24 protein-coding genes are annotated in these 24,332 nt (G+C 68.0%); 12 read left to right on the top strand and 12 right to left on the bottom strand.

Features of this window, described 5'->3' with window-relative positions; all coding sequences use genetic code 11:
- The 5 genes from Q0W90_RS07515 to ipdE1 all read right to left on the bottom strand — a co-directional run.
- On the bottom strand, window positions 1-624 hold a 624-nt coding region (locus Q0W90_RS07515; protein ID WP_297773888.1), incomplete at its 3' end, for a hypothetical protein.
- 133 nt (window positions 625-757) lie between these two features.
- A complete protein-coding gene (gene fadA6, locus Q0W90_RS07510; protein WP_297594725.1) occupies window positions 758-1,918 on the bottom strand; it encodes a steroid 3-ketoacyl-CoA thiolase FadA6 in 1,161 nt (386 codons plus the stop codon).
- A 1-nt stretch (window position 1,919) separates the two neighbouring features.
- A complete protein-coding gene (gene kstR2, locus Q0W90_RS07505) occupies window positions 1,920-2,522 on the bottom strand; it encodes a TetR family transcriptional regulator KstR2 (protein WP_297773885.1) in 603 nt (200 codons plus the stop codon).
- 36 nt (window positions 2,523-2,558) lie between these two features.
- Complete coding sequence (ipdF, locus tag Q0W90_RS07500) at window positions 2,559-3,347, bottom strand: (5R,7aS)-5-hydroxy-7a-methyl-1-oxo-2,3,5,6,7,7a-hexahydro-1H-indene-carboxyl-CoA reductase (protein ID WP_297594729.1); 789 nt, start codon at window positions 3,345-3,347, stop codon at window positions 2,559-2,561.
- Entirely contained in the window at window positions 3,344-4,492 is a 1,149-nt protein-coding gene (gene ipdE1, locus Q0W90_RS07495; RefSeq protein WP_297773881.1) for an acyl-CoA dehydrogenase IpdE1, read from the bottom strand. Before ipdE1 ends, ipdF begins: the two co-directional genes overlap by 4 nt.
- Before the next feature lie 114 nt (window positions 4,493-4,606).
- Here ipdE1 and fadD3 point away from each other — a divergent pair, with 114 nt between their 5' ends.
- The 5 genes from fadD3 to Q0W90_RS07470 are packed head-to-tail and all read left to right on the top strand — an operon-like array spanning window position 4,607 to window position 10,391.
- Entirely contained in the window at window positions 4,607-6,142 is a 1,536-nt protein-coding gene (gene fadD3 / locus Q0W90_RS07490; protein ID WP_297594733.1) for a 3-((3aS,4S,7aS)-7a-methyl-1,5-dioxo-octahydro-1H-inden-4-yl)propanoate--CoA ligase FadD3, read from the top strand.
- Window positions 6,142-7,287 (top strand): acyl-CoA dehydrogenase family protein, encoded by a 1,146-nt coding sequence (locus tag Q0W90_RS07485; protein WP_297594735.1) that lies wholly within the window; start codon window positions 6,142-6,144, stop codon window positions 7,285-7,287. The genes fadD3 and Q0W90_RS07485 overlap by 1 nt, the downstream gene beginning before the upstream one ends.
- Complete coding sequence (locus Q0W90_RS07480; RefSeq protein WP_297594737.1) at window positions 7,284-8,246, top strand: acyl-CoA dehydrogenase family protein; 963 nt, start codon at window positions 7,284-7,286, stop codon at window positions 8,244-8,246. Before Q0W90_RS07485 ends, Q0W90_RS07480 begins: the two co-directional genes overlap by 4 nt.
- Before the next feature lie 31 nt (window positions 8,247-8,277).
- A complete protein-coding gene (locus tag Q0W90_RS07475) occupies window positions 8,278-9,228 on the top strand; it encodes an acyl-CoA dehydrogenase family protein (protein ID WP_297594739.1) in 951 nt (316 codons plus the stop codon).
- A complete protein-coding gene (locus tag Q0W90_RS07470) occupies window positions 9,225-10,391 on the top strand; it encodes a pyridoxal phosphate-dependent aminotransferase (protein ID WP_297698791.1) in 1,167 nt (388 codons plus the stop codon). Before Q0W90_RS07475 ends, Q0W90_RS07470 begins: the two co-directional genes overlap by 4 nt.
- Before the next feature lie 16 nt (window positions 10,392-10,407).
- Here Q0W90_RS07470 and Q0W90_RS07465 read toward each other — a convergent pair whose 3' ends face one another.
- Window positions 10,408-11,238, bottom strand: a complete 831-nt coding sequence (locus Q0W90_RS07465) for an arylamine N-acetyltransferase (RefSeq protein ID WP_297594744.1) — start codon at window positions 11,236-11,238, stop codon at window positions 10,408-10,410.
- A 127-nt stretch (window positions 11,239-11,365) separates the two neighbouring features.
- On the opposite strand from Q0W90_RS07465, the gene Q0W90_RS07460 reads away from it, so the two are divergent.
- Window positions 11,366-11,863 (top strand): hypothetical protein, encoded by a 498-nt coding sequence (locus tag Q0W90_RS07460; RefSeq protein WP_297594746.1) that lies wholly within the window; start codon window positions 11,366-11,368, stop codon window positions 11,861-11,863.
- 15 nt (window positions 11,864-11,878) lie between these two features.
- Here Q0W90_RS07460 and hsaB read toward each other — a convergent pair whose 3' ends face one another.
- From hsaB to hsaA, 4 genes are read right to left on the bottom strand one after another with little or no spacing between them, the layout of a single operon-like run.
- On the bottom strand, window positions 11,879-12,442 hold the full coding sequence (gene hsaB, locus Q0W90_RS07455; protein ID WP_297594748.1) for a 3-hydroxy-9,10-secoandrosta-1,3,5(10)-triene-9,17-dione monooxygenase reductase subunit: 564 nt from the start codon (window positions 12,440-12,442) through the stop codon (window positions 11,879-11,881).
- 2 nt (window positions 12,443-12,444) lie between these two features.
- Complete coding sequence (hsaC, locus tag Q0W90_RS07450; protein WP_297773873.1) at window positions 12,445-13,347, bottom strand: iron-dependent extradiol dioxygenase HsaC; 903 nt, start codon at window positions 13,345-13,347, stop codon at window positions 12,445-12,447.
- Window positions 13,347-14,219, bottom strand: a complete 873-nt coding sequence (hsaD, locus tag Q0W90_RS07445; RefSeq protein ID WP_297594752.1) for a 4,5:9,10-diseco-3-hydroxy-5,9,17-trioxoandrosta-1(10),2-diene-4-oate hydrolase — start codon at window positions 14,217-14,219, stop codon at window positions 13,347-13,349. The genes hsaC and hsaD overlap by 1 nt, the downstream gene beginning before the upstream one ends.
- A gap of 3 nt (window positions 14,220-14,222) precedes the next feature.
- On the bottom strand, window positions 14,223-15,407 hold the full coding sequence (gene hsaA / locus Q0W90_RS07440) for a 3-hydroxy-9,10-secoandrosta-1,3,5(10)-triene-9,17-dione monooxygenase oxygenase subunit (protein WP_297594754.1): 1,185 nt from the start codon (window positions 15,405-15,407) through the stop codon (window positions 14,223-14,225).
- A 158-nt stretch (window positions 15,408-15,565) separates the two neighbouring features.
- On the opposite strand from hsaA, the gene Q0W90_RS07435 reads away from it, so the two are divergent.
- Window positions 15,566-16,660, top strand: a complete 1,095-nt coding sequence (locus tag Q0W90_RS07435; protein ID WP_297594756.1) for a ferredoxin--NADP reductase — start codon at window positions 15,566-15,568, stop codon at window positions 16,658-16,660.
- 52 nt (window positions 16,661-16,712) lie between these two features.
- Window positions 16,713-17,246 carry a hypothetical protein gene (locus Q0W90_RS07430; protein WP_297594758.1) on the top strand — a complete coding sequence of 178 codons (534 nt, stop codon included), beginning with the start codon at window positions 16,713-16,715 and terminating at the stop codon, window positions 17,244-17,246.
- 60 nt (window positions 17,247-17,306) lie between these two features.
- Here Q0W90_RS07430 and Q0W90_RS07425 read toward each other — a convergent pair whose 3' ends face one another.
- The gene (locus tag Q0W90_RS07425; RefSeq protein ID WP_297594760.1) at window positions 17,307-19,472 is read right to left on the bottom strand and encodes an acyl-CoA dehydrogenase; all 2,166 of its coding nucleotides are present in this window, start codon (window positions 19,470-19,472) and stop codon (window positions 17,307-17,309) included.
- A gap of 384 nt (window positions 19,473-19,856) precedes the next feature.
- On the opposite strand from Q0W90_RS07425, the gene kstR reads away from it, so the two are divergent.
- Complete coding sequence (gene kstR, locus Q0W90_RS07420) at window positions 19,857-20,456, top strand: cholesterol catabolism transcriptional regulator KstR (protein ID WP_297594762.1); 600 nt, start codon at window positions 19,857-19,859, stop codon at window positions 20,454-20,456.
- Window positions 20,457-20,462: 6 nt separating this feature from the next.
- Here the strand turns inward: kstR and Q0W90_RS07415 are convergent, their stop codons facing one another.
- Window positions 20,463-21,542, bottom strand: a complete 1,080-nt coding sequence (locus tag Q0W90_RS07415) for a LacI family DNA-binding transcriptional regulator (RefSeq protein ID WP_297594764.1) — start codon at window positions 21,540-21,542, stop codon at window positions 20,463-20,465.
- A 120-nt stretch (window positions 21,543-21,662) separates the two neighbouring features.
- Here Q0W90_RS07415 and Q0W90_RS07410 point away from each other — a divergent pair, with 120 nt between their 5' ends.
- Genes Q0W90_RS07410 through Q0W90_RS07400 form a run of 3 tightly spaced genes read left to right on the top strand, consistent with a single transcriptional unit; the run spans window position 21,663 to window position 24,279 of the window.
- On the top strand, window positions 21,663-22,601 hold the full coding sequence (locus Q0W90_RS07410; RefSeq protein ID WP_297594766.1) for a zinc ABC transporter substrate-binding protein: 939 nt from the start codon (window positions 21,663-21,665) through the stop codon (window positions 22,599-22,601).
- On the top strand, window positions 22,598-23,419 hold the full coding sequence (locus Q0W90_RS07405; protein WP_297700741.1) for a metal ABC transporter ATP-binding protein: 822 nt from the start codon (window positions 22,598-22,600) through the stop codon (window positions 23,417-23,419). Before Q0W90_RS07410 ends, Q0W90_RS07405 begins: the two co-directional genes overlap by 4 nt.
- Window positions 23,419-24,279 (top strand): metal ABC transporter permease, encoded by an 861-nt coding sequence (locus tag Q0W90_RS07400; RefSeq protein WP_297594769.1) that lies wholly within the window; start codon window positions 23,419-23,421, stop codon window positions 24,277-24,279. The genes Q0W90_RS07405 and Q0W90_RS07400 overlap by 1 nt, the downstream gene beginning before the upstream one ends.
- The last annotated feature ends 53 nt before the right edge of the window (window positions 24,280-24,332 follow it).

The raw sequence follows: 24,332 nt of genomic DNA, 5'->3' as shown, positions 1-24,332 counted from the left end.
GTCGAACACTCGGATCTGTGTTTGCGGTCTCGGCATACCCCCATCGATGAGCGCCAACCGCGTTCGTGTCTCCTGAGGAGATTCCGCGCCGCCGTCGACAAGGGGCAGCACTCGGCGCAACCGGACCAGGCCACGCGCACCGGGATGTTCGGCGATGACCGCCTCAACGTCGCTGACCTTCACGTCGGTCGCGTTCATCAGCGCGTCAAGCCGCTGCACAGCCTGTAACCGCGAGGCCGTTCGCCGCCCTACATCGAAACCCGTGCGAGCCGCTGACGTGAGCGCAACACCATTGACCATGCACATTTCGTGCGGCCGCAAGGTGTCGGTGTGAACGGTGATCCCGCTGGGAGGCCGTCGGTTGTCATGCACCAACTCGGCGTCGAGCGACGGACTAACCCATTTCGTGCCCAGCAACGCGGCCGCCGAATTACCGGCAACGACTGCTCTGCGTCGTGACCATAGCCACGCCGCAGATGCACGCTGGCCAGCCGTCAGCTCGATACCGGCCGGAGCGTAGACGCCCGGGTAGACCGATGCGTACAACAGTCGCATAGCCCGCTCCGGGAAGGCCCTGGCCGCCAACGCCTCCGAGCCCAAGAATGGCCACGGATGTTCTTCCATGGGCGAATGCTGGCATTACCCACCGACACCTCGGCCAGTGTGAATCCTGCGGCACGACGCGCCGATGCGCCGTCGCGTCGTTCACACTCGGCGCATGGGGGGCCAGGCGTAAGCCCGGCGCGAAGGCCTAGAGTTACAGGCGCTCGATGATGGTGACGTTGGCCGTGCCCCCGCCCTCGCACATCGTCTGCAGGCCGTAGCGGCCGCCGATGCGCTCCAGCTCGTTGAGCATGGTGGTGAACAGCTTGGCGCCGGTGGCGCCCAACGGGTGCCCGAGGGCAATAGCGCCGCCGTTGGGGTTGACCTTCTCCGGGTCGGCCTTGACTTCCTTGAGCCAGGCCAAGACCACTGGCGCGAAGGCCTCATTGATCTCGACGGTGTCGATGTCGCCGATCGACAGCCCGGTCTTGTCCAGCGCGTAGCGGGTCGCCGGAATGGGCCCGGTCAGCATGAAGACCGGGTCGGCGCCGCGGGCGCTGATGTGGTGGATGCGCGCCCGCGGTGTCAGGTTGTGCTCCTTGACGGCCTGCTCGGACGCCAGCAGCACGGCGCTGGCCCCGTCGGAGATCTGGCTGGCCATGGCCGCCGTCAGCCGACCGCCCTCGACCAGCGTTTTGAGCCCGGCCATCTTCTCCAGGGACGATTCGCGCGGCCCCTCGTCGACCCGGAACGGCCCGGATTCGGTTTCGACCGTGATGATTTCGTTGTCGAAGTGGCCGCCACGGATCGCCGCGAACGCGCGCTCGTGACTGGTCAGCGCGTAGCGCTCCATCTCTTCGCGAGACAGGTTCCACTTCTCGGCGATCATCTCCGAGCCGCGGAACTGCGAGATCTCCTGGTCGCCATAGCGGTGCAGCCACTGCTTGGACTCGTTGGTCGGTGAGGTGAAGCCGAACTGCTCGCCCACGATCATGGCCGACGAGATCGGGATCTGGCTCATGTTCTGCATGCCGCCGGCGACGATGAGATCGGCCGTACCGGACAAGATCGCCTGCGCACCAAAGGAAATGGCCTGCTGGCTGGACCCGCATTGGCGGTCGACGGTGACGCCGGGCACCTCTTCGGGATAGCCGGCGGCCAGCCATGAGAGGCGCGCGATGTTCCCCGCCTGCGCGCCGATGGCATCGACACAGCCGGCGATCACGTCGTCAACGGCGGCGGGGTCGACGTCGACCCGGTCCAGCAGACCGCGCCACGCATAAGCACCCAGGTCGACCGGATGTACCCCGGCCAGCGATCCGCCGCGCTTGCCGACCGCGGTACGCACAGCGTCGATGACGTACGCCTCAGGCATGTCAGACTCCTTCTTTGCTGATCCCGCCAAGAACGATGGCGAGGTATTGCTGGCCCACTTGCTGCGCGGTGAGCGGTCCGCCGGGCTGATACCAGCGCACCGACACCCACGTGGTGTCACGGATGAAGCGGTAGACGAGGTCGACGTCGAGTTCGGGCCGGAAGTAGCCCTCGTCGACGCCCTGGTGGAGCAGCTCGAGCCACATCTTGCGTTGTTGCCGGTTCATGTCCTCGATGTAGGAGAACCGGGGCTGGGACAACAACCGCTGGGCTTCGTCCTGGTAGATGACGACCTGCGCATGCCGATGTTCGATCGCCTCGAACGACGCCATGAACAAGCCCTTGAGCCGCTCCAGCGGGTTGGCCTCGCTGTCCACGATCTCGCGATAGCGGTTGAACAACCAGTCCAAGAAGCTTCGCAGGAGCTCGTCGACCATCTCCTCTTTGGACGAGAAGTGGTGATACAGGCTGCCGGACAGGATGCCGGCGCTGTCGGCGATGTCGCGCACCGTGGTGGCGCGCAGCCCGCGCTCGGCGAACATGGTCGCGGCAAGCTCCAGCAACTCGTCTCGTCGGCTGTTCGCCTGACCGGTCACACGGTCCACTCGACCAGAGTATCAACCAAGCGCTTGCTTGGCTAGTTAGGGATGCTGGCTCGACACCGAGATGACCTCGCCGGTGAGGTAGCTCGAGTAGTCGCTGGCCAGGAACGCGATGGTGGCCGCGACTTCCCACGGCTCGGCGGCGCGGCCGAAGGCTTCACCGGCCGAGAGCCGATCCAGCAGTTCGGACGACGTCGTCTTGTCCAGGAACTTGTGCCGCGCGATGCTCGGCGACACCGCGTTGATCCGGACGTCGTACTCCGCGGCTTCGATCGCGCTGCACCGGGTTAGCGCCATCACGCCGGCCTTGGCGGCCGCATAGTGCGCCTGCGAGTGCTGGGCCCGCCAGCCCAGGACGCTGGCGTTGTTGACGATCACCCCGCCGTGCGACGCCTCGCGAAAGTAGCGCAGCGCCGCGCGGGTGGCGCGAAACACCGATGTCAGGGTCACGTCCAGGACGCGGTCCCATTCCTCGTCGGTCATGTCGACCACCGGCGTCTGCCCGCCCAGCCCGGCGTTGTTGACCAGGACGTCGATGCGCCCCAATCGGGCCGTCGCCGACGCGAACAGCGCGTCGATCTGGGCGGTGGACGTCACGTCGCACAGCACGCTTTCGACACGGCCTTGCCCGAGCGCGGCCAGCTCGCCGGCCGTCTCCCCCAGCCGCCGTTCGTGGTGGTCCGAGATCACCACGTCGGCCCCCTCTGCCAGCGCCCGCCGTGCGGTCGCCGCACCGATGCCGGTGCCGGCGGCGGCGGTCACGACCACCACCTTGCCCTGCAGAAGTCCGTGTCCGGCAATCTCTTTGGGAGCTTCGGACAGACTCATCCCTTAACCTCTCGGGGTAGGCCGAGCACCCGCTCGGCGATGATGTTGCGCTGGATCTCGTTGGACCCGCCGTAGATGGTGTCGGCGCGGGTGAACAGGAACAGCCGCTGCCACTCGTCGAACTCGCCGTCGGTCAACGTCAGACTGGGCTTGCCGATGACGTCCATCGCCAACTCGCCGAGGTCGCGATGCCAGTTGGCCCACAACAACTTCGACACGTTGTCCTGGCCCGGCTGCTCGACGTCCATCGTGGCCAGCGCGTAGCTGCGCATCGCCCGCAGCCCGGTCCACGCCCGGGTCAGCCGCTCGCGGATGAACGGGTCGTCTGCGGCGCCGGTGCGCTGCGCGAGCTCGGCCAAGTTGGAAAGCTCACGGGCGTAACGGATTTGCTGTCCGAGCGTCGACACTCCGCGCTCGAAGGTCAGTGTTCCCATCGCGACCCGCCAGCCGTCGCCCGGCTCACCGACCACCAAGTTGGCGTCGGTGCGGGCATCGTCGAAGAACACCTCGTTGAACTCCGCGGTGCCGGTGATCTGGACGATCGGGCGCACCTGAACACCCGGCTGATCCAGCGGCACCAGCAGATACGAGAGGCCGGCGTGCCGCTTGGAGCCCTTCTCCGTGCGCGCGACGACAAAGCACCACTGCGACAGGTGCGCCAGCGACGTCCACACCTTCTGGCCATTGATCACCCATTGATCGCCGTCCAGCTCGGCGGTGGTCGCCACGTTGGCCAGGTCGCTGCCGGCGCCGGGCTCCGAATAGCCCTGGCACCACAGCTCGGTGACGTCGAGGATCTTGGGCAGGAAACGCTGCTGCTGCTCGGGCGTCCCGAACGCGATCAGCGTCGGGCCCAGCAGCTCCTCGCCGAAGTGATTGACCTTGTCCGGGGCGTCGGACCGGGCGTACTCCTCGTAGAACGCCACCCGGTGCGCGGTGGAAAGCCCGCGACCGCCATGTTCGACCGGCCAGCCCAGGCAGGTCAGTCCGGCCTTGGCGAGATGCTGGTTCCAGGCCCGGCGTTCCTCGAAGGCCTCGTGCTCACGGCCGGGGCCGCCAAGGCCCTTGAGAGCGGCGAATTCGCCGACCAGATTGTCGGCGAGCCAAGAGCGGACCTCGGCCCGGAACTCCTCGACGTCCTGCATGCCTTGTAGGCTAACCTACCAAGCACTTGCTTTGTAGCTCGGTGACGACGCATGCCGCGGGGCGGCATGAGGAGGCCGAGCGATCTGACTCAGAGCATTCGAGGAGCGTCGCCGATGACCACCGATCCCCGCACCGTGCCCGCGGCGCTGGATCGTTTGGCGCGCCGACTCCCCGATCACGACGCCCTGATCACCGAGGAACGGTCCTTCACCGCCGCGGCGTTGCGCGATGAAGTGCACCGGGCGGCGGCGGCGCTCATCGGCCTCGGTGTGCGGGCCGGCGACCGGGTGGCGATCTGGTCGCCCAACACCTGGCATTGGGTGGTGGCCTGCCTGGCTATCCATCACGCCGGTGCCGCGATGGTTCCGCTGAACACCCGCTACACGGCCGCGGAGGCCGGCGACATCCTGGCCCGCGTCGGCGCGCCGGTGCTGTTCGGCATGGGCGAATTCCTGGGCAACGACCGCGTCGCCGATCTGGATCGGGCGACGCTGCCCGCGTTGCGGCACGTCGTGCGGATACCGATCGACGCCCCAGATGGGACGTGGGACGAGTTCGTGGCCGCCGGCACCGACCTCGACGCCGTCGAAGCCCGGGCCGCGGCGGTCACGCCCGACGACATCAGCGACATCCTGTTCACCTCGGGCACCACCGGCCGCAGCAAAGGTGTGCTGTGTGCGCACCGGCAGTCGCTGTCGGCCTCGGCGTCGTGGGCGGCCAACGGCAAGATCACCGCCGACGACCGCTACCTGTGCATCAACCCGTTCTTTCACAACTTCGGCTACAAGGCCGGCATCCTGGCCTGCCTGCAGACCGGCGCGACGCTGATCCCGCACCTGACCTTCGACCCGTTGCGCGCGCTGCAGGCGATCGAGCAGCACCGCATCACCGTGTTGCCCGGTCCGCCAACGATTTACCAGACCCTGCTGGACCATCCCGCGCGCGACGACCACGACCTGAGCTCGCTACGCTTCGCGGTGACGGGGGCGGCGACCGTGCCGGTCGTGTTGGTCGAGCGCATGCAGTCCGAGCTCGACATCGACATCGTGCTGACCGCCTACGGGCTCACCGAGGCCAACGGCATGGGGACCATGTGCCGCGCCGACGACGACGCGGTCACCGTCGCGACCACCTGTGGACGCCCGTTCGCCGACTTCGAATTACGCATTGACGCAACCGAATCCGGTGAATCAGGGGAGGTTCTGTTGCGCGGGCCGAATGTGATGCTGGGCTACCTCGACGACGCGGCGGCCACCGCGGCGGCCATCGACGCCGACGGCTGGCTGCACACCGGCGACATCGGTGTGCTCGACGGATCCGGCAACCTGCGCATCACCGATCGGCTGAAAGACATGTACATCTGCGGCGGATTCAACGTCTACCCGGCCGAGATCGAGCAGGTGCTGGCCCGGATGGAAGGCGTGGCCGACGCCGCGGTGATCGGGGTTCCCGACGAGCGGCTCGGCGAGGTTGGCCGGGCGTATCTCGTCACCCGGCCCGGCACCGAACTCGAAGAACAATCCGTAATCGCTTACACCCGTGAGCATTTGGCGAACTTCAAGGCACCGCGGTCGGTGCGGTTCGTCGACGCGTTGCCGCGCAATGCGGGCGGCAAGGTGGTCAAACCACAACTGCGAGAGCTGGACTGATGGATCTGGAGCTAGACGACGACACCCTGGCGTTTGCGGCCGAGGTTCGGGAATTCCTGTCGGCCAACGTGGAGTCGATCCCGACGAAGTCGTACGACAACGCCGAAGGGTTCGACCAGCACCGGCATTGGGACCGGGTGCTGTTCGACGCCGGTCTGTCGGTGATCACCTGGCCGAAGCGCTACGGCGGCCGCGACGCGCCGCTGCTGCACTGGGTGGTGTTCGAAGAGGAGTATTTTCGCGCCGGGGCGCCCGGCCGGGCCAGCGCCAACGGCACGTCGATGCTGGCCCCGACGCTGTTCGCGCACGGAACCGAGGAGCAGCAGGACCGGATCCTGCCGAAAATGGCTAGCGGCGAAGAGATCTGGGCGCAGGCGTGGTCGGAGCCCGAGTCGGGCAGCGACCTGGCGTCGTTGCGATCCACCGCCACCCAGACCGACGGCGGCTGGCTGCTCAACGGTCAGAAGATCTGGAGCTCGCGGGCGCCGTTCGCCGAGCGGGGATTCGGGCTGTTCCGCTCCGACCCCGGCGCCGAGCGCCACAACGGGCTGACCTACTTCATGTTCGACCTCAAAGCCAAGGGCATCACCGTGCGGCCCATCGTCCAGCTGGGCGGGGACACCGGCTTCGGTGAGATCTTCCTCGACGACGTTTTCGTGCCCGACGAGGATGTGATCGGCACCCCGCACGAAGGTTGGCGGGCGGCCATGAGCACGTCGAGCAATGAGCGGGGCATGTCGCTGCGCAGCCCGGCCCGCTTCCTGGCGACGGCGGAACGGTTGGTGCGGCTGTGGAAGGACAGCGGCTCACCGGCCGCGTTCGCCGACCGCGTCGCCGACGGCTGGATCAAAGCGCAGGCTTACCGGCTGCAGACTTTCGGGACGGTGACCAGGCTGGCCCTCGGCGGCGAGCTGGGCGCCGAATCGTCGGTGACCAAAGTGTTCTGGTCGGATCTCGACGTCGAACTGCACCAGACCGCACTCGACCTCCTCGCCGCTGACGGGGAACTCGCCGGCCCGTGGACCGAGGGGCTGCTGTTCGCCCTGGGTGGCCCGATCTACGCCGGCACCAACGAAATTCAGCGCAACATCATCTCCGAGCGGCTGCTGGGCCTGCCGCGCGAAAAGTCCGGGGGCACGAAGTGAAATTTGCGCTAGACGAACAGCAGCGTGACTTCGCGGCCAGCATCGACGCCGCGCTCGGCGCGGCGGACCTGCCCGGCGCCGTGCGCGCGTGGGCCGCGGGCGATACCGCGCCGGGCCGCAAGGTGTGGGAGCAGCTGGCTAACCTGGGCGTCACCGCCCTGGCCGTGCCGGAGAAATTCGATGGCATCGAGGCTCACCCGATCGACCTGGTCGTCGCCCTCGAGCGCCTCGGGCGCTGGTGTGTGCCCGGCCCGGTGGTCGAATCCATCGCTGTGGCACCGGTATTGCTGGCCGCCGACGATCACGCCGAGCGCTGCGCGGCGCTGGCCGCCGGTGAGCTCATCGCCACTGTCGCGCTGCCGCCGCGGGTACCGCGGGCCGTTGACGCCGACGCGGCCGGGCTGGTGCTGCTGGCCGGTGATGACGGGGTCGCCGCAGCCACCGCGGGTGACGAGCACGAGTCCGTCGACCCCAGCCGGCGCCTGTTCGACGTGACCGCGGCCGGGTCGGCGTGGGATGCGGATATCGAGCGCGCCTACGAGTTCGGCGCGCTGGCCACCGCGGCACAACTGGTCGGCGCCGCCGAGGCGCTGCGCGACGCCGCCGTCGACTACGCCAAGCAGCGCACCCAGTTCGGGCGGGTGATCGGCTCGTATCAGGCGATCAAACACAAGCTCGCCGACGTGCACATCGCCATCGAACTGGCCCGGCCGCTGGTGCACGGCGCGGCGTTGGCTTTGGCCGATGACCCGAGCGCGAGCGCTCGGGACGTCAGCGCGGCCAAGGCGGCAGCGTCGGAGGCGGGGCTGTTGGCCGCGCGCTCGGCGCTGCAGACCCACGGTGCGATCGGTTTCACCCAGGAGCACGACCTGTCGCTGTTGCTGCTGCGGGTGCAGGCGCTGCGATCCGCCTGGGGCACGCCGGAGGACCATCGGCGGCGAGTGCTGGAGGCCCTATGAGCACGAGTCGAGTCCCGAAGGAGCGGCGCCCATGACTGAAGAACGGCAGATGCTGGCCGAGACCGTCGCCGCCCTGGTAGCCAAGCACGCCGCTCCGGCGGCGGTGCGCGCCGCCATGGAGTCTGACCGCGGCTACGACGAATCACTCTGGCAACTGCTCTGCGAGCAGGTCGGTGCCGCGGCCCTGGTCATACCCGAGGAATTGGGCGGCGCGGGCGGTGAATTGGCCGATGCCGCAGCGGTTTTACAGGAGCTGGGCCGCGCCCTGGTGCCCTCCCCGCTGCTGGGCACCACGCTGGCCGAGCTGGCGCTACTGAGCGCCGCCGAGCCGGACGCCGCGACGTTGGAAGGTCTGGGCGAGGGCATCTCGATCGGCGCGCTGGTGCTCGATGCCGACTATGTGGTCAACGGCGACATCGCCGACGTCGTGGTCGCCGTCGAGGACGGCCGGCTGAGCAGGTGGACCCGATTCGGCACGCGGGCCGTCACCACGATGGACCCGACCCGGCGCCTGGCGCGGGTGCAACCGGAGGAAACCGAAGCGATCGGCCCGGACCCGGGCCTGGCGGACAAGGCGGCCGTCCTGCTGGCCGCCGAGCAGATCGGTGCCGCCGAACGCTGTTTGGAGCTGACCGTCGAATACGCCAAGGACCGAGTGCAATTCGGCCGTCCGATCGGCAGCTTTCAGGCGCTCAAGCATCGGATGGCGGATATGTATGTCACGGTCGCCGCGGCGAAGGCCGTCGTCGCCGACGCGTGTGACGACCCCACTCCCACCAACGCCGCCGCCGCCCGCCTGGCCGCCACCGAGGCCCTGAACACCGTGGCCGCCGAAGGCATCCAGCTGCACGGCGGCATCGCAATCACCTGGGAGCACGACATGCACCTGTACTTCAAACGCGCCCACGGCAGCGCGCATCTGCTGGATACGCCACGAGAGCTGCTTAACCGACTGGAATCCGAGGTACTCAGGACGCCGTGACCGATCGTGTCTCGCTGCGCGCCGGCATCCCACCGTTCTATGTGATGGATGTCTGGTTGGCGGCGGCCGAACGCCAACGCAGCCACGGTGATCTGGTCAACTTGTCGGCGGGCCAGCCCAGCGTCGGAGCACCCGAGCCGGTGCGAGCGGCCGCGGCGGCGGCCGTGCATTCCAACGAGCTCGGTTACTCGGTGTCCTTGGGTATCCCCGAGCTGCGTGCCGCGATCGCCGCGGACTACCAGCGCCAGCACGGGCTCGAGGTCGAGGCCGACGCGGTGGTGATCACCACGGGCTCTTCGGGTGGGTTCCTGCTCACCTTCCTGGCCTGCTTCGACGTCGGTGATCGGGTAGCGCTGGCCAGCCCCGGCTACCCCTGCTACCGAAACATCTTGTCGGCATTGGGATGCGAGGTGGTGGAGATCCCCTGCGGGCCGCAGACCCGCTTCCAGCCCACCGCGCAGATGCTCGCCGAACTCGACCCCCCGGTGCAGGGCGTCATCGTGGCGAGCCCCGCCAACCCCACCGGAACGGTCATACCGCCGGAGGAGCTGGCCGCCATCGCGTCCTGGTGCGACGCCTCGGGGGCGCGGTTGATCAGCGACGAGGTCTACCACGGCCTGGTCTACGAAGGCGCGCCGCAGACCAGCTGCGCGTGGCAGACATCGCGAAATGCCGTGGTGGCCAATAGCTTTTCGAAATATTACGCCATGACGGGCTGGCGGCTCGGCTGGCTGCTGGTGCCGGCCGAGTTACGCCGCGCGGTGGATCGCCTCACCGGGAACTTCACCATCTGCCCGCCCGTGCTGTCGCAGCTCGCCGCGGTGGCGGCCTTTACCCCGGAGGCGACGGCCGAGGCCGACGGCCACCTGCATCACTACGCGAGGAACCGCTCGTTGCTGCTGGACGGGCTGCGCGGCATCGGCGTCGAGCGGCTGGCGCCCACCGATGGCGCCTTCTACGTGTACGCCGACGTCTCGGATTTCACCGACGACTCGCTCAGGTTCTGTTCAAAACTGTTGGAGGAAACCGGCGTTGCCATCGCACCGGGCATCGACTTCGACACCACCAGGGGCAATTCGTTCGTCCGGCTGTCCTTCGCCGGCCCCACCAACGACATCGAGGAAGCGGTGCGACGGCTCGGGCCGTGGCTCTCGGCGCGCTAGCGGCAGCGGCAGCGGACTAAGCGTCGAGCACCTGCCCGATGCGCGCCTCGAGCGCGCCCCGCTCGCCCAGGCCGGCCACGTCGATGCCGAATCGCTCACTGAGCACGTCGATGACCGCCGCCGCGTCGTCGAGGCGGGTTTTCTCGCTGCCGTCGGCGCGGTGGACGGTCAGGTTGCGGCCGGCCAGGTTATAGCGGGCGTCGTCAGTCGTCAGGGCGGCCATCAGGCCGGTCACGAAGATCGACTCGGGGTGCGTGGAGACGTACCAGCTACCCACTTTCAGATCAATCTGCGGCACGGTCTGGGTGCCGAATACGTACAGCGGTTTCCAGTCGCCGCGAACCATGGCTTGCAGCACCAGGCCGTCGCCCCGGTCGTTGAGCCGGTACGGCTCGTGTGTTGTCTGTTGGGCGTTTGCGGTCTCGAAGCGGATGGGGGAGGTCAGTGTCTGGCCACCGAAGCCGACGTCGACCAGATAGGAGCCCTGCGAACCCGGGAACGTCACCGCCAATACCGTGTGTGTCTGGGCGCCCAACGGCGCGTCGGGCGGAAGCATCCAGACCACCCGGCCGACCAGACGCCGCACCCGAAACCCGATCTCGGCCAGCGCGTATCCCATCAGGCCGTTCTGCTCGTAGCAGTAGCCGCCGCGGCGCCGGTGCACCAGCTTGTCGGTAAGGGCTCCCGGGCTCAGATCGTCGACTGGCACCCCCATCAGGGGATCGAGGTTCTCGAACGGGATCGCACCGGTGTGCGCGGTCATCAGATCCTGCAGCACCTCGAGATTCGGCTCGGCGGCACCGCGGTAGCCGATGCGGTCGAAGTACGCGCCCAGATCCAGCGTCATAAAACCATTCTGCCTGCGGCGTTCCGGCCGAAGCAGCGGGCACCGGCATCGGTTGTTTCATTCCTGTCGAATAGGGCTATCCGCCGACAGGGGCTTAGCGCTTCCCACATCGACAACGGAGTCCATCATGAACACCAGCACCACCGTCTGGATCGTCGTCGCCGCGGTTGCGGCCGTCCTGGTCATCATCGCCCTGGTGATCGCAGCCCGCAGAGCGAGCGGGCGCCGCCGTCAGCGCGAGGCCGAAGGGATTCGCGAGGAGGCCAAGCTGGAGACCGGCAAGGTCGAGCGCCGCGAGGCGCTGGCGGCGGAGACGGCCGCGAAAGCCCGTGCGGCGCAGGCCGAAGCCGAAGTCAAGGCGGCAGAAGCCGCCCGGCTGCAGGATCGAGCATCAGCGCATCAGACCGAAGCGGCGTCCTCGCGCGAACAGCTGGACGAGCAGTGGAAGCGTGCTGACAGCATTGACCCGAGGGTGAAGGGCGAGACCGGTGGCAGTGCCGACGACCCCGCCTCCGGCCGCGACGCCGCGTGGAGCCAGGAGCAGCCGATCCCGGACAACTCCCCCACGGAGGACATGTCGGCGCACCACCGCGAAACCGGCCGCCATAACACCGCGTCCAAGTAGGACGTCGCCGCCGGACTAAAGCCAGGTGTCTTGGGTGGTGGTGGTGAGGAACGCTTCCAGGTCGTCGCGCCACTGCGCCGGCGTCGTCTTGTCCGGTTCGATGCCGGTGTACTCACCGCGATAGAACAGCAGCGGCCGCGGCTTGATCTTGGGCGCCTCGGAAAGCGATTGCACCGCGCCGAACACTACGAAGTGATCGCCCCCGTCGTGCGTGGAGGTCACCGTGCAGTCGATGTAGGCCAGCGACCCGTCGATGATCGGTGAGCCGAGATCGGAAGGGTGCCAGTCGATGCCGGCGAATTTATCGGGCTCCTTGGAGCCGAAGCGGGCCGAGACATGCTTCTGGTTCTCGGTCAGCATGTTGACGCAGAACCGGCCGGTGGCCTCGATCGCCTTCCAGGACCGTGACACCTTGGTCGGGCAGAACAGCACCAGCGGCGGGTCCAGCGACAGCGCCGCAAAGGACTGGCAGGCGAAGCCGACGGGGGCCTCGTCGTGCACGGTGGTGATGATGGTGATGCCGGTGCAGAACTGGCCCAGCACCTGCCGGAAGGTCCGCGGATCGATGGGCGCCGACATGGTCAGCCGCGCATGCCGACCGTGAAGTCGTGGCCCCACAGGCTGACGGCGGTGCTTTCCCGGGCGACCCAGCCGTCGTCTTCGACTTGCCTTCCCTCGCAACCGAATTCGACGTCGAACCCGCCGGGTGTCTTCATGTAGAACGACAGCATCAGGTCGTTGACGTGGCGGCCCAGGGTGGCCGACATGGGCACCTTGCGGCGCAGCGCGCGGTCCAGGCACAGCCCCACGTCGTCGGCGTTCTCGACCTCGATCATCAGGTGCACGATGCCGCTGGGCGTCGGCAGCGGCAGGAAGGCCAGGCTGTGGTGGCGCGGGTTGCAGCCGAAGAAGCGCAACCAGGCGGGCGCACCGTCGGCGGGCCGGCCCACCACCTGCGGCGGCATCCGCATCGAGTCGCGCAGCGTGAACCCGAGCACGTCACGGTAGAAGTGCAGCGCCTCGTCGTCGTCGCGGGTGGACAACACCACGTGCCCCAGGCCCTGCTCACCGGTGACGAACTTGTGCCCGTAGGGGCTGACCACCCGGCGGTGTTCCAGGGCGACGCCGTGGAAGACCTCCAGGCAGTTGCCCGACGGGTCGGAGAACCGGATCATCTCGACGACCCGGCGATCCGCCAGTTGTGCGGCGGTGGCGTCCTTGTAGGGGACGCCCTCCACGTCGAGCCTGTCCCGGATCTCTTGCAGACCTTCGGCGTTGGCGCACTCCCAGCCGGCCTCCATGAGGTGGTCGCGCTCGCCGGGCACGATCACCAGCCGGGCCGGGAAATCGTCCATCCGCAGATAGAGCGCGCCCTCGGTGTTTCCGCTGCCCTCGACCATGCCGAGAACCTTCAGGCCGTACTCACGCCAGGCCGCCATGTCGGTGGCCTCGATGCGTAGATAGCCCAGCGAACGGATGCTCATCACGCACCTCCCAGGAAATCGATAGTGAGCTTGTTGAACTCGTCGAACTTCTCCACCTGCGCCCAGTGCCCACATTGCCCGAAAACGTGAAGCTGCGCACGCGCAATGGTCTTCAGCGCGACCAGCGCCCCGTCCAGCGGATTGACCCGGTCCTCACGGCCCCAGATCAGCAGCACGGGCTGGCGCAGCCGGTGCACCTCGCGCCACATCATGCCGAGTTCGAAATCGGCGCCCGCGAACGACATTCCCATCGCCCGGGTCGCCGTCAGTGATTCCGGCGTGCTGGCCAACGCGAACCGCTCATCGATCAATTCGTCGGTGATCAGTTTCTGGTTGTAGACCATCACCCGCAGAAACGCCTCGAGGTTTTCCCGGGTGGGCTCGGCGGAGAACTTCCCCAGCCGCTTGACGCCCTCGGTGGGATCCGGCGCGAACAAATTGATGCTCAGCCCCCCGGGCCCCATCAACACCAGGCGGCCGGCCCGGTCGGGGTAGTCCAGGGCGAACCGCACCGCGGTGCCCCCACCTAACGAATTGCCCACCAACGGGACTCGTCCCAGCTCCAGCTGGTCGAATAGCCCCTTGAGCGCCCTGGCCGCGTAGTGGTTGAACTGCCCGTGCTCGGCGCGTTTGTCGGAGTGGCCGTAGCCGGGCTGGTCCACGGCCAGCACGTGAAACCGCTCGGCGAGCACGGGAACGTTGCGTGACCAGTTCGTCCAGCTCGCCGCTCCGGGACCGCCGCCGTGCAGCAACACGATCGTCTGATCGTTGCCGACCCCGGCCTCGTGGTAGTGCAACTTCAGCGGCCCGTCGACGTCCACCTCGACGAAGCGCGAGGTGGACTCGAAGGTCAATTCCTCGGTCGCCGTCATCGGCTAAACCATGGTGTCGCCGGGCGGCAACCCGAACTCGTTGTTCCCGAAGATTTGGTAGGCCCGCTCGGGATCGTTGGCCGCGTGCACCCGGCCGGCGTGCGCGTCGCGCCAGAACCGTTGCACCGGTTGGTCATTGGCCAGGGCGGTGGCTCCGGAAGCCTCGAACAAGCGGTCGATGGAAGCGATGGCCCGACCGGTGGCGCGCACCTGGTCACGGCGGGCGCGGGCGCGCAGGTCGAACGGGATCTCCTTGCCGGCCGACAGCAGCGCGTACTCGTCGGCGACGTTGCCGCTCAACTGGCGCCACGCCGCATCGATGTCGCTGGCCGCCTCGGCGATGCGGACCTTGGCGAACGGGTCGTCCTTGGCCTTCTCGCCGGCGAACGCCGCGCGCACCCGCTTGCCCTGATGCTCGACGTGCGCGTCGTACGCACCGTAGGCCATGCCGACGATCGGCGCCGAGATGGTGGTGGGATGCATTGTGCCCCAAGGCATCTTGTAGACCGGGGCGGTGTTGTTCTCATACCCACCGGCGGTGCCGTCGTTCATCGCCTTGTAGGACAGGAACCGGTGCCGCGGCACAAAGACATCCTTGACGACGACGGTGTTGCTGCCGGTGCCGCGCAGGCCGACAACATGCCAGACGTCGTCGATGCGGTACTCGCTGCGGGGGATCAAGAAACTGCCGAAGTCGACCGGGCGGCCGTCCTTGATCACCGGGCCACCGAGGAAGGCCCATGTCGCGTGGTCACACCCCGAGGACCAGTTCCACGCGCCATTGACCAGGTAACCGTCATCGGTCACCACGCCGGCGCCCATCGGGGCGTACGACGAGGAAACCCGGGTCTTGGGGTCCTCGCCCCAGACCTCCTCCTGGGCCTGCTGGTCGAACAGGGCCAGATGCCAGTTGTGCACGCCGATGATGGAGCTGACCCAGCCGGTGGACCCACACGCGCTGGCCAGCCGCCGGACCGCCTCGTAGAACAGCGTCGGATCGCACTGCAATCCACCCCACTGCTCGGGCTGCAACAGGGTGAAGAAACCCACGTCCTGCAGATCCTGAACGGTCTCGTCCGGCAGCCGCCGCAGATCCTCCGTCGCCTGCGCGCGTTCGGCGATCCGCGGAAGCAGATCATCGATGCCAGCCAAAACCGACTGCGCATCACGCTGTTGAATGGACGTCACTTAAGTTTGCCTCCTGGGCCAGACTTACACAGCGGACTTACACCAGAGACTAGAACACGTTCCGATTTGTGTCGAGCAGGGTATTCCTGCGGCTGGTAGCGATACGAATCCACTTTTCTGTAACATGTTCTAGTTACCACGAAAGGAAGGGACGGGCCTTGACCGAGGCTGATCCGGACCAAACACCCGACGAGCCACTCGGTGACCACGTCCTTGAACTGCAGATCGCCGAGGTGATCGCCGAGACCGAGGACGCGCGGTCGCTGGTGTTCGCGGTGCCCGCCGACGAAGGAGACCCCGACATCCCGCCCGAGCGGCTGCGGTACGCGCCGGGCCAGTTCTTGACGCTGCGCGTTCCCAGCGAACGCACCGGGTCGGTGGCGCGCTGCTACTCGTTGTGCAGCTCGCCGTTCACCGACGACGCCCTGACCGTCACGGTCAAACGAACCGCGGACGGATACGCCTCCAACTGGCTGTGCGACAACGCTCGCGCGGGCATGCGGATCCACGTGCTGGCCCCGTCGGGCAACTTCGTGCCGAAAACGATGGGCGATGACTTCCTGCTGATGGCCGCGGGCAGCGGCATCACCCCGATCATGTCGATCTGCAAATCGGCGCTGGCCGACGGCAGCGGACAGGTGACGCTGATCTACGCCAACCGCGACGACCGTTCGGTGATCTTCTCCGACGCGCTGCGCGAACTGTCCGCCAAATATCCCGACCGGCTCACGGTCCTGCACTGGCTGGAATCGCTGCAGGGATTGCCGAGCGTCGCCGCGCTGGCCAAGCTGGCGGCCCCCTACACCGATCGCCCCGTCTACATCTGCGGGCCGGGCGCGTTCATGGACTCGGCCAAGCAAGCCCTGGAGACACTGAAAGTTCCTGCGCCGCAAATACATATCGAGGTGTTCAAGTCGCTGGAATCGGATCCGTTCGCGGCGGTGAAGATCGAGGACACCCCCGAGGGCGACCAGCCGCCGGCCACCGCGGTGGTCGAGCTCGATGGTGAAACCCACACCGTGTCGTGGCCGCGCAACGCCAAATTGCTTGACGTGTTGCTGGCCAAGGGCCTCGACGCACCGTTCTCCTGCCGCGAGGGTCACTGCGGCGCGTGTGCCTGCACCCTGCGCAAGGGCAAGGTGACCATGGAGGTCAACGACGTGCTCGAGCAGCAGGATCTCGACGAGGGGCTGATTTTGGCCTGTCAATCTCACCCGGAATCTGATTCGGTAGAAGTCACCTACGACGAGTAATCGCGGGTTAAGTTCACCCCTTGGGGTCAGCAAACCGGAAAGAGGAGCATCGATGATGCGGCTGGTATGGGGATTCGCAGTCGCCGCAGCGCTGCCGGTGTTTCTGCCCGCCGGGGTGTGCGCGGCGGCGAGCAACACCGCCACCACGTTGTTCCCGCTGGACGGACCCAACCAGCTCGAGACGCGCGTGATCCTCAACTGCTTCAAATCCGACGGCCACTGCGACTTCACCGCCGGCGCGGACATGCTCACGCCCGACGGGGTGGCCGGCTTCCCGCCCGGCCTGTGGGCCCGCCAGACCACCGAGATCCGGTCCTCGAACCGGTTGGCCTACCTCGACGCACACGCCGACGGCCAGAACGAGCGGGTGATGAAGTCGATGGGCTCCGACGAGATCACCACGGTCTACTTCGGTGAGGGCCCCCCGGACAAGTACCAGACGAGCGGGCGCATCGACTCCACCGATTGGCAGACGGGCCAGCCCAAGACCGACAACAACGTCATCGCCTGCACCCACATCCAGGTGGTCTATCCCGGGGTCAACATCACGTCCCCCAGCACCTGCGCGGTCACGACGTTCTCCTGAGCTCTCCCAAGGAGCCACCTCCGGCGATTGCGCGAACCGTCTGCCGCGCCAGGCCTTTCCCTAGCGGGGCAGGCCGAGCAGGCGCTCGGCCGCCACCGTCAGCAGGATCTGCTCGGTGCCACCGGCGATCGTGAGGCACCGCGTGTTGAGGAAGTCGAAGACCGCCCGGTCGCCGTCCGCGCGGCGGTCGACCAGACCGCCACCCTCGGCGACGTCCATCGTGAATTCGGCCAGCGCCTGCCGGTAGCGGACGCCGATCAGCTTGCGCACGCTGGACTGCGCCCCGGGGTCCTGGCCGCCCACGGCGAGCTGGGCGATCCGCTGGTCCAGCAGCGCGCCGGTCTGCGCCAGGATGATCAGCCGCCCGAGCCGGTCCTGCTCGGCAACGTCGAGATCCCTTGCCGCGAGTAGCTTCAGCAGCTCCTCCATCGGGTTGCCCAGCGCCGTGCCGTTGGCCATCGCGACCCGCTCGTTCGCCAGCGTGGTGCGGGCCAGCCGCCACCCGTCGTTGACCTCGCCGACCACCAATTCGTCGGGCACGAACACGTTGTCCAGGAACACCTCGTTGAACAGCGAGTCGCCGGTGATCTCACGCAGCGGACGGATTTCGATGCCCGGTGAGCTCATTTCCACCAAAAAGTAGGTGATGCCTTTGTGTTTCGGCGCGTCCGGATCGGTGCGGGCCAAACACACGCCCCATTTCGCCTTGTGCGCCGCCGACGTCCACACCTTCTGCCCGGTGAGCAACCACCCGCCGGCTGGATCTTCCGAGCGCACTGCTTTGGTGCGCAGCGACGCCAGATCCGAGCCGGCGCCCGGCTCGGAAAACAGCTGGCACCACAGGAATTCACCGCGCGTGGTGCCCGGCACGAATCGCTGCACCTGTTCCGGCGTGCCGTGCTCGAGGATGGTCGGCGCCGCCCACCAGCCGATCACCAGGTCGGGCCGTTCGACACCGGCCGCGGCCAGCTCCTGATCGATCAGCAGCTGCTCGGCCGGGGACGCGGCGCGCCCGTACGGCTTCGGCCAGTGCGGCGCCTGCAGACCCGCCTCGGCCAAACCGACCTGTCGCTTTTCGGCGGGCAGCGCGGCGATCTCGGCGACGGCCGCGGCGATGTCGGCGCGCTGGCCTTCGACATCGGTGAGGTCAGAAAGATCCAAGCTCAGGCGCCGGCGCACGCCGTCCTGCGTGAGCGCCGTGATCCGCCGCAGCCAGCGCTCGGCGCCGCCGAGGAACCGGCCGATGGCATGCGCCCGGCGCAGATACAGGTGCGCGTCGTGCTCCCAGGTGCAGCCGATGCCGCCGAGTACCTGGATGCAGTCCTTGACGTTGGCCTTCACGGTGGCGATGCAGGTGCTCGCGGCCAGGGCCGCCGCGATGGAGAACTGGGATCGGTCGTCCTCGGCCGCGGCGCGCGCGGCGTCGGCCGCGGCGACCTCGGCCTGCTCGGCGCGGCACAGCATCTCCGCGCACAGGTGCTTGATGGCCTGGAAGCTGCCGATCGGCTTGCCGAACTGCTCGCGCACCTTGGCGTAGTCAACGGCGGTTTCCAGCGCCCATCGGGTGATGCCGGCCGCCTCGGCCGCCAGCACGGTCGCGGCCAGCTCCTCGACGCGTTCCCCGCCTTCCGACACCACCGTGGCCGGCGCCGAGGTCAACACCACCCGCGCCAACGGCCGGGAGAAGTCGGTGGCCCGCAGCGGCTCGACCCGCACTCCCTCGCTGTCGGCGTCGATCAGCAACCACTTCCCGTCGGCCGGCAGCAACAGCACGCCACCGCGCACCGTGTTCGAGGCGCCCAGCGCCAGCGGCAGCGTGCCCGAGGCCTTCGACGTTGCGCCGTCGAAGCGCACGTCACCTTCCAGCGCCAGCCCGGCGAAGCGCTCCCCGGCGGCCAGGGCCGCCAGCAGTTCGGGGTCGGTCACGACGAGCGTCGCGAGCGCGGTGGTCGCGACCGGACCGGGGATCAGCGCTTTGGCCGCCTCCTCGACCATCGCGCACAGGTCTTCGATGCTGCCGCCCGCGCCGCCGGCCTCCTCCGGGATCGCGACACCGAAGATCCCCAGTTCGGCCAGCCGGGAGAACACCGGCCGCCAAGCGTCGGGCTCGCCCTGTTCGACCTCGCGGATCGCCGCGGTCCCACCTGGGCCCGACGTCGCACTGCGGGCCCAGTCGCGCACCAGGGCGCGCGCGGCGAACTGCTCGTCGGTGACGGTCGCTACCACCTGAGAGGACCTCCGCGTCCTTGGCTCGACGTGACAAGGGGGCTGGCTGGCACCCGTGTCCTGATTGTCCGATCTTTCCGCAAGCGGGGACATCTCCACCACGAGTTGGCGTGCAACCCGCTCACCGGAGACTAGAACGTGTTCTAATAGTGCCAGTGATCGACCGTCAAGTCGAACGCCATTGCAGCAGCACACGCGCTTGTCCCCGGCGGTACGGAGGTGGGAAATTCACACGCAGAATGCGTATCGTTTGCTAACGAACCGCCCGGAACAGGAGCAAACCGTCACATGCCAGCTAGCGCCAACGCCAAGGCCGCTTCGAGGGCCACTTCGAAGGCCAATTCGAGCCGCGTTTCTGACTCGCGGCCGCGCGAGGTCATAAACGTGGCGGTACTGGCGGAGTCCGAACTCGGCTCGGAGGCGCAGCGGGAACGCCGCAAGCGCATCTTGGACGCCACCATGGCGATCGCGTCCAAGGGCGGCTACGAGGCTGTTCAGATGCGCGCGGTGGCGGATCGGGCCGACGTGGCGGTGGGGACGCTGTACCGGTATTTCCCGTCGAAGGTGCACCTGCTGGTGTCGGCGCTGGGCCGCGAATTCGGCCGCATCGACGCCAAGACGGACCGCTCGGCGATGACGGGGGGGACGCCCTTCCAGCGGCTGAACTTCATGGTGGGCAAGCTCAACCGCGCGATGCAACGCAATCCGCTCCTGACCGAGGCGATGACGCGCGCCTACGTCTTCGCCGACGCGTCGGCGGCCAGCGAGGTCGACCAGGTCGAAAAGCTCATCGACGGCATGTTCGCGCGCGCGATGGCCGACGGCGAACCGACCGAGCACCAATACCAAGTCGCGCGGGTGATTTCAGACGTTTGGACGAACAACCTGCTCGCCTGGCTCACCCGCCGGGCGTCGGCCACGGATGTCAGCAATCGGCTGGAGTTGGCCGTGCGGTTGCTGATCGGCGACCAAGGTTCGAAGTAGCGGGGCTCACGCCGGCGGACCGGCGGTGCGGCCGCGAACGAGCTCGGTGTCCAGAAGCTCGACCACCGGCAGACCCGAACCCGGCGGCTTCAACAACAGCTCGCCCGCTCGGCGGCCCTTCTGCAAGCTCGGCTGCGACACCGTGGTCAAGCCGCGGTTGATGGCGTCGGGCACACCGTCGAATCCGGTGACGGTCAGCTGGCCCGGCACGTAAATCCCGTGTGCCCGCAGGTAATCCATGGCGGACAGGGCCAAGATGTCCGCGGTGCACATCAGCGCGGTGATCCGCGGATTGGTTTCCAGCGCGACCTTGGCGGCCCTGCCACCCGATTCGGCCAGGTGCTCGTAGCTTTCCACCACGGTCAGCGAATCCGGGTCGATGCCGGCGGCCGTCATCGCCTCCCACACGCCGACGATGCGCTCGCGTTGCACGTCGAAGGCGGGCGAGCGCAACCGGTCCGCGTCCACCAGGCCCTGGCGCCGGTCGCGGCCCAGCCGCATGGTCAGCAGCCCGATCTCGCGATGCCCCAGGCCGAGCACGTAGTCGGCGAGCTCGCGCATCGCCGCGCGGTCGTCGATCCCCACCCGCGAGACGCCGGCGAGACCCTTGGGCTGATCGACCACCACGATCGGCAGCCTTCGCTGCAACACCACCTGCAGATAGGGATCGTCGTCGCACACCGCATACACCACGAAGCCGTCCACGCCGGCCGAAAGCACCGCGTCCGCACCCTCTTTGAGGCTGCGGCTGGGCCCGACGGCGACCAGCAGCAGCCCCTGCCCCACCGCCTCGCACGACTGCGCCACCCCGGTGACGAAATCCCGGGCGGCGGGGTCACTGAAGAAATAGGTCAGCGGTTCGGCCATCACCAGACCGACCGCGCCGGCCTTGCGGGTCCGCAACGATCGCGCCACCGGGTCGGGGCCGGCGTATCCCAGCCGCTTGGCCGTCGCGAGCACGCGTTCGCGCAGGTCGGCGGAGAGCTGATCGGGGCGGTTGAACGCGTTCGAGATCGTCGTGCGCGAAACCTTGAGCTCGTCCGCCACCGACGCCAGGGTCGCACGCCGGCGCGGTGTGGGGCTCACGGTCGGTGACGCTACAGCGGATCGGTGCCCGGCCCATACGCTTCCGCCCGCGGCTTTGTAATGGAAACGATTTTCATTAGTATTGTGGATCGGCTGCTGGCGGGCGGGAGGAAATCGGACGTGCGCGTGGCACTGACGCGGGAGCGAACGACGCTCGCCCATGGGGCGCGTTGGCTGGCGGCCGTTCTGACCCTGGCCGGCGCGTCGGCGCTCGCCGGCTGCGGTGGGCATCCGGCGCATCCGCATGCGGCCGCCGTCGTCGCGTCCACCGATGTGTGGGGCAGCGTGGCCCGGGCGGTCGCGGGCGCCCATGTGGCGGTCAAGTCGATCCTGAGCGGGGCGGAAACCGACCCGCACTCCTATGAGGCCAGTGCCTCGGACGCCGCCGCGATCGCCGATGCCGCCCTGGTCGTCTTCAACGGCGGCGGCTACGACGGATGGGTCGACGACGTGCTGGCCCGCCAGCCCGGCGCCAAGGCGGTCAATGCCTACTCGCTTCTCGAGAACGACGGGCAACCACGCAACGAGCACGTCTTCTACAACCTGAGCGTCGCCAAGTCGGTGGCCGCCACGATCGCCGACCGGCTCACGACGATCGACCCGGGCAACGCCGCGGAATACCGCGCCAACGCCGCCGCATTCGGCCGCGACGCCGACACCATCGCCGGCACCGAACACACCGTCGCCACCACCTATCCCCACACCTCGGTCGTGGCGACCGAACCGGTCGCGTTCTACCTGCTGAAGGCGTCCGGTCTGCTGAACCGGACGCCACCCGCCTTCGCGGCGGCCATCGAGAACGAGACCGACCCGGCGCCGGCCGATCTGGCGTTGGTCCTCGACCTGATCAACCGGCGTCAAGTGTCGGCCCTGGTGGTCAACCCGCAAACCTCCACCACCGCGATCACCAGCCTGCGCGATACCGCGCGGCGCGCGGGCGTGCCGGTCGCCGAAGTGGCCGAGACCCTGCCTGACGGCACGGATTACCTGAGCTGGCAACGCAATACGGTCAACCAACTGATGGCCGCGCTGCAGTCGAGCCGGCCCGTACAGCCGTGAGCCTCGAAACGGCCCCGGCCGTCGACCGCCACGCGGACACCGTTTCGCTGCGCGGCGCCCGCCTGGCGTTCGGTGACCGCGTGTTGTGGGATCACCTGGACCTGTCGGTGTCGCGGGGCGAATTCATCGCGGTGCTCGGCCCCAATGGGAGCGGCAAGACGTCGTTGCTGAACGTGCTGCTCGGGCAGCTGTCGCTCAGCGCCGGCGTCGGGCTGGTGGACGGAAAGCCGATCACCTCGGGCAGCGCGCGCATCGGCTATGTGCCGCAACACCGTCCACTGGACCACGACGTGATGCTGCGGGGACGGGACCTGGTTCGGCTGGGTATCGACGGGGGACGCTGGGGCGCGATCCCCCTGCGGTCCCGCGATCGGGCCCGCCGGCGCGCGGCCGTCGCCCAAGCGCTGAGCCAGGTCAACGGCGAACAGCTGGCGGATGTCCGGGTCGGCGTGATGTCGGGTGGCGAACTGCAGCGGGTGCGCATCGCACAGTCCCTGGTCAGCGACCCGATGCTGCTGCTCTGCGACGAACCCCTGCTGACGCTGGACCCGGCGAACGCGAAGCTGGTTTCGGCGTTGATCGAGCGGCGCCGCCGGGAGGCGGGGACTACCGTCATCGTCGTCACCCACGAAATCAACCCGATCCTGCCGTATGTGGACCGGCTGCTGTATCTGGTCGACGGCCGATTCAGGGTCGGCACGGTCGAAGAGGTGATGACCAGCCAGACGCTTTCGGCGCTGTATCGATCCGACATCCAGGTGGTGAAGGTCAAGGACGGCTACGTGGTGGCCGGCGAACGCGGCGACGGGCACGGCTGATGGAGAATCGGCTCGCCGAGATGGGAAACCACCTCTTCTCGTTCGACATCACCGCGCATCTCCTCGGCCACGACTTCGTGCAGCAGGCGCTGGTGGCGGCCGCCCTACTCGGGTTGGTGGCCGGGCTGATCGGGCCGTTCATCGTGATGCGGCAGATGTCGTTCGCCGTGCACGGATCCAGCGAATTGTCGCTGACCGGAGCAGCTTTCGCGCTGCTGGTCGGATTCGGGGTGGGCGTGGGCGCGCTGATCGGCAGCGCCCTGGCGGCGGCGCTGTTCGGCGTGCTCGGCCGGCGCGCCCGGGAACGCGACTCCGTGATCGGGGTGGTGCTGGCGTTCGGTTTGGGCCTGGCGGTGTTGTTCATCCACCTCTACCCGGGCCGGACGTCGACCAGTTTCGCCCTGCTGACCGGCCAGATCGTCGGCGTCGGCTACACGGGGCTGACCATGCTGGCGCTGGTCTGCGCGCTCGTCATCGCCGTGCTGGCAACCTGTTATCGCCCACTGCTGTTCGCCACCGTCGACCCCGACGTCGCCGCGGCCCGCGGCGTGCCGGTCCACGCGCTGGGCATCGTGTTCGCCGCATTGGTCGGTGTGGTGGCGGCTCAGGCGGTGCAGATCGTCGGGGCGCTGCTGGTGATGTCGCTGCTGATCACGCCGGCCGCCGCGGCGGCCCGGGTGGTCACCTCACCGGGGGCGGCGATGCTGACCTCCGTGCTATTCGCCGAGGTGGCCGCGGTGGGCGGGATCGTGTTGTCGCTGGCGCCCGGCGTGCCGGTGTCGGTGTTCGTCGCGAGCATCTCGTTTTTGATCTACCTTCTCTGCTGGCTGGTGGGGCGCCGACGCGAGGCTTCCGCCTAGCCCGGTGACGATGCACGCCGCTTCGCGGCGTGAGGAGGAAGCGGGCGATCCAA

Origin of the sequence: Mycobacterium sp. (genome assembly GCF_025933915.1) — a bacterium.
Taxonomy (GTDB): domain Bacteria; phylum Actinomycetota; class Actinomycetes; order Mycobacteriales; family Mycobacteriaceae; genus Mycobacterium.
The sequence above is the reverse complement of the archived record's forward strand: the minus strand, read 5'-3'. Positions and strand labels throughout refer to the sequence as shown.

Excerpts from the sequence above, each read along its gene's own strand:
- fadA6 (WP_297594725.1), bottom strand. The coding sequence starts at position 1,918 with ATGCCTGAGGCGTACGTCATCGACGCTGTGCGTACCGCGGTCGGCAAG.
- ipdF (WP_297594729.1), bottom strand. The coding sequence starts at position 3,347 with ATGAGTCTGTCCGAAGCTCCCAAAGAGATTGCCGGACACGGACTTCTG.
- ipdE1 (WP_297773881.1), bottom strand. The coding sequence starts at position 4,492 with ATGCAGGACGTCGAGGAGTTCCGGGCCGAGGTCCGCTCTTGGCTCGCC.
- fadD3 (WP_297594733.1), top strand. The coding sequence starts at position 4,607 with ATGACCACCGATCCCCGCACCGTGCCCGCGGCGCTGGATCGTTTGGCG.
- Q0W90_RS07485 (WP_297594735.1), top strand. The coding sequence starts at position 6,142 with ATGGATCTGGAGCTAGACGACGACACCCTGGCGTTTGCGGCCGAGGTT.
- Q0W90_RS07475 (WP_297594739.1), top strand. The coding sequence starts at position 8,278 with ATGACTGAAGAACGGCAGATGCTGGCCGAGACCGTCGCCGCCCTGGTA.
- Q0W90_RS07465 (WP_297594744.1), bottom strand. The coding sequence starts at position 11,238 with ATGACGCTGGATCTGGGCGCGTACTTCGACCGCATCGGCTACCGCGGT.
- Q0W90_RS07460 (WP_297594746.1), top strand. The coding sequence starts at position 11,366 with ATGAACACCAGCACCACCGTCTGGATCGTCGTCGCCGCGGTTGCGGCC.
- hsaB (WP_297594748.1), bottom strand. The coding sequence starts at position 12,442 with ATGTCGGCGCCCATCGATCCGCGGACCTTCCGGCAGGTGCTGGGCCAG.
- hsaC (WP_297773873.1), bottom strand. The coding sequence starts at position 13,347 with ATGAGCATCCGTTCGCTGGGCTATCTACGCATCGAGGCCACCGACATG.
- hsaD (WP_297594752.1), bottom strand. The coding sequence starts at position 14,219 with ATGACGGCGACCGAGGAATTGACCTTCGAGTCCACCTCGCGCTTCGTC.
- Q0W90_RS07430 (WP_297594758.1), top strand. The coding sequence starts at position 16,713 with ATGATGCGGCTGGTATGGGGATTCGCAGTCGCCGCAGCGCTGCCGGTG.
- Q0W90_RS07400 (WP_297594769.1), top strand. The coding sequence starts at position 23,419 with ATGGAGAATCGGCTCGCCGAGATGGGAAACCACCTCTTCTCGTTCGAC.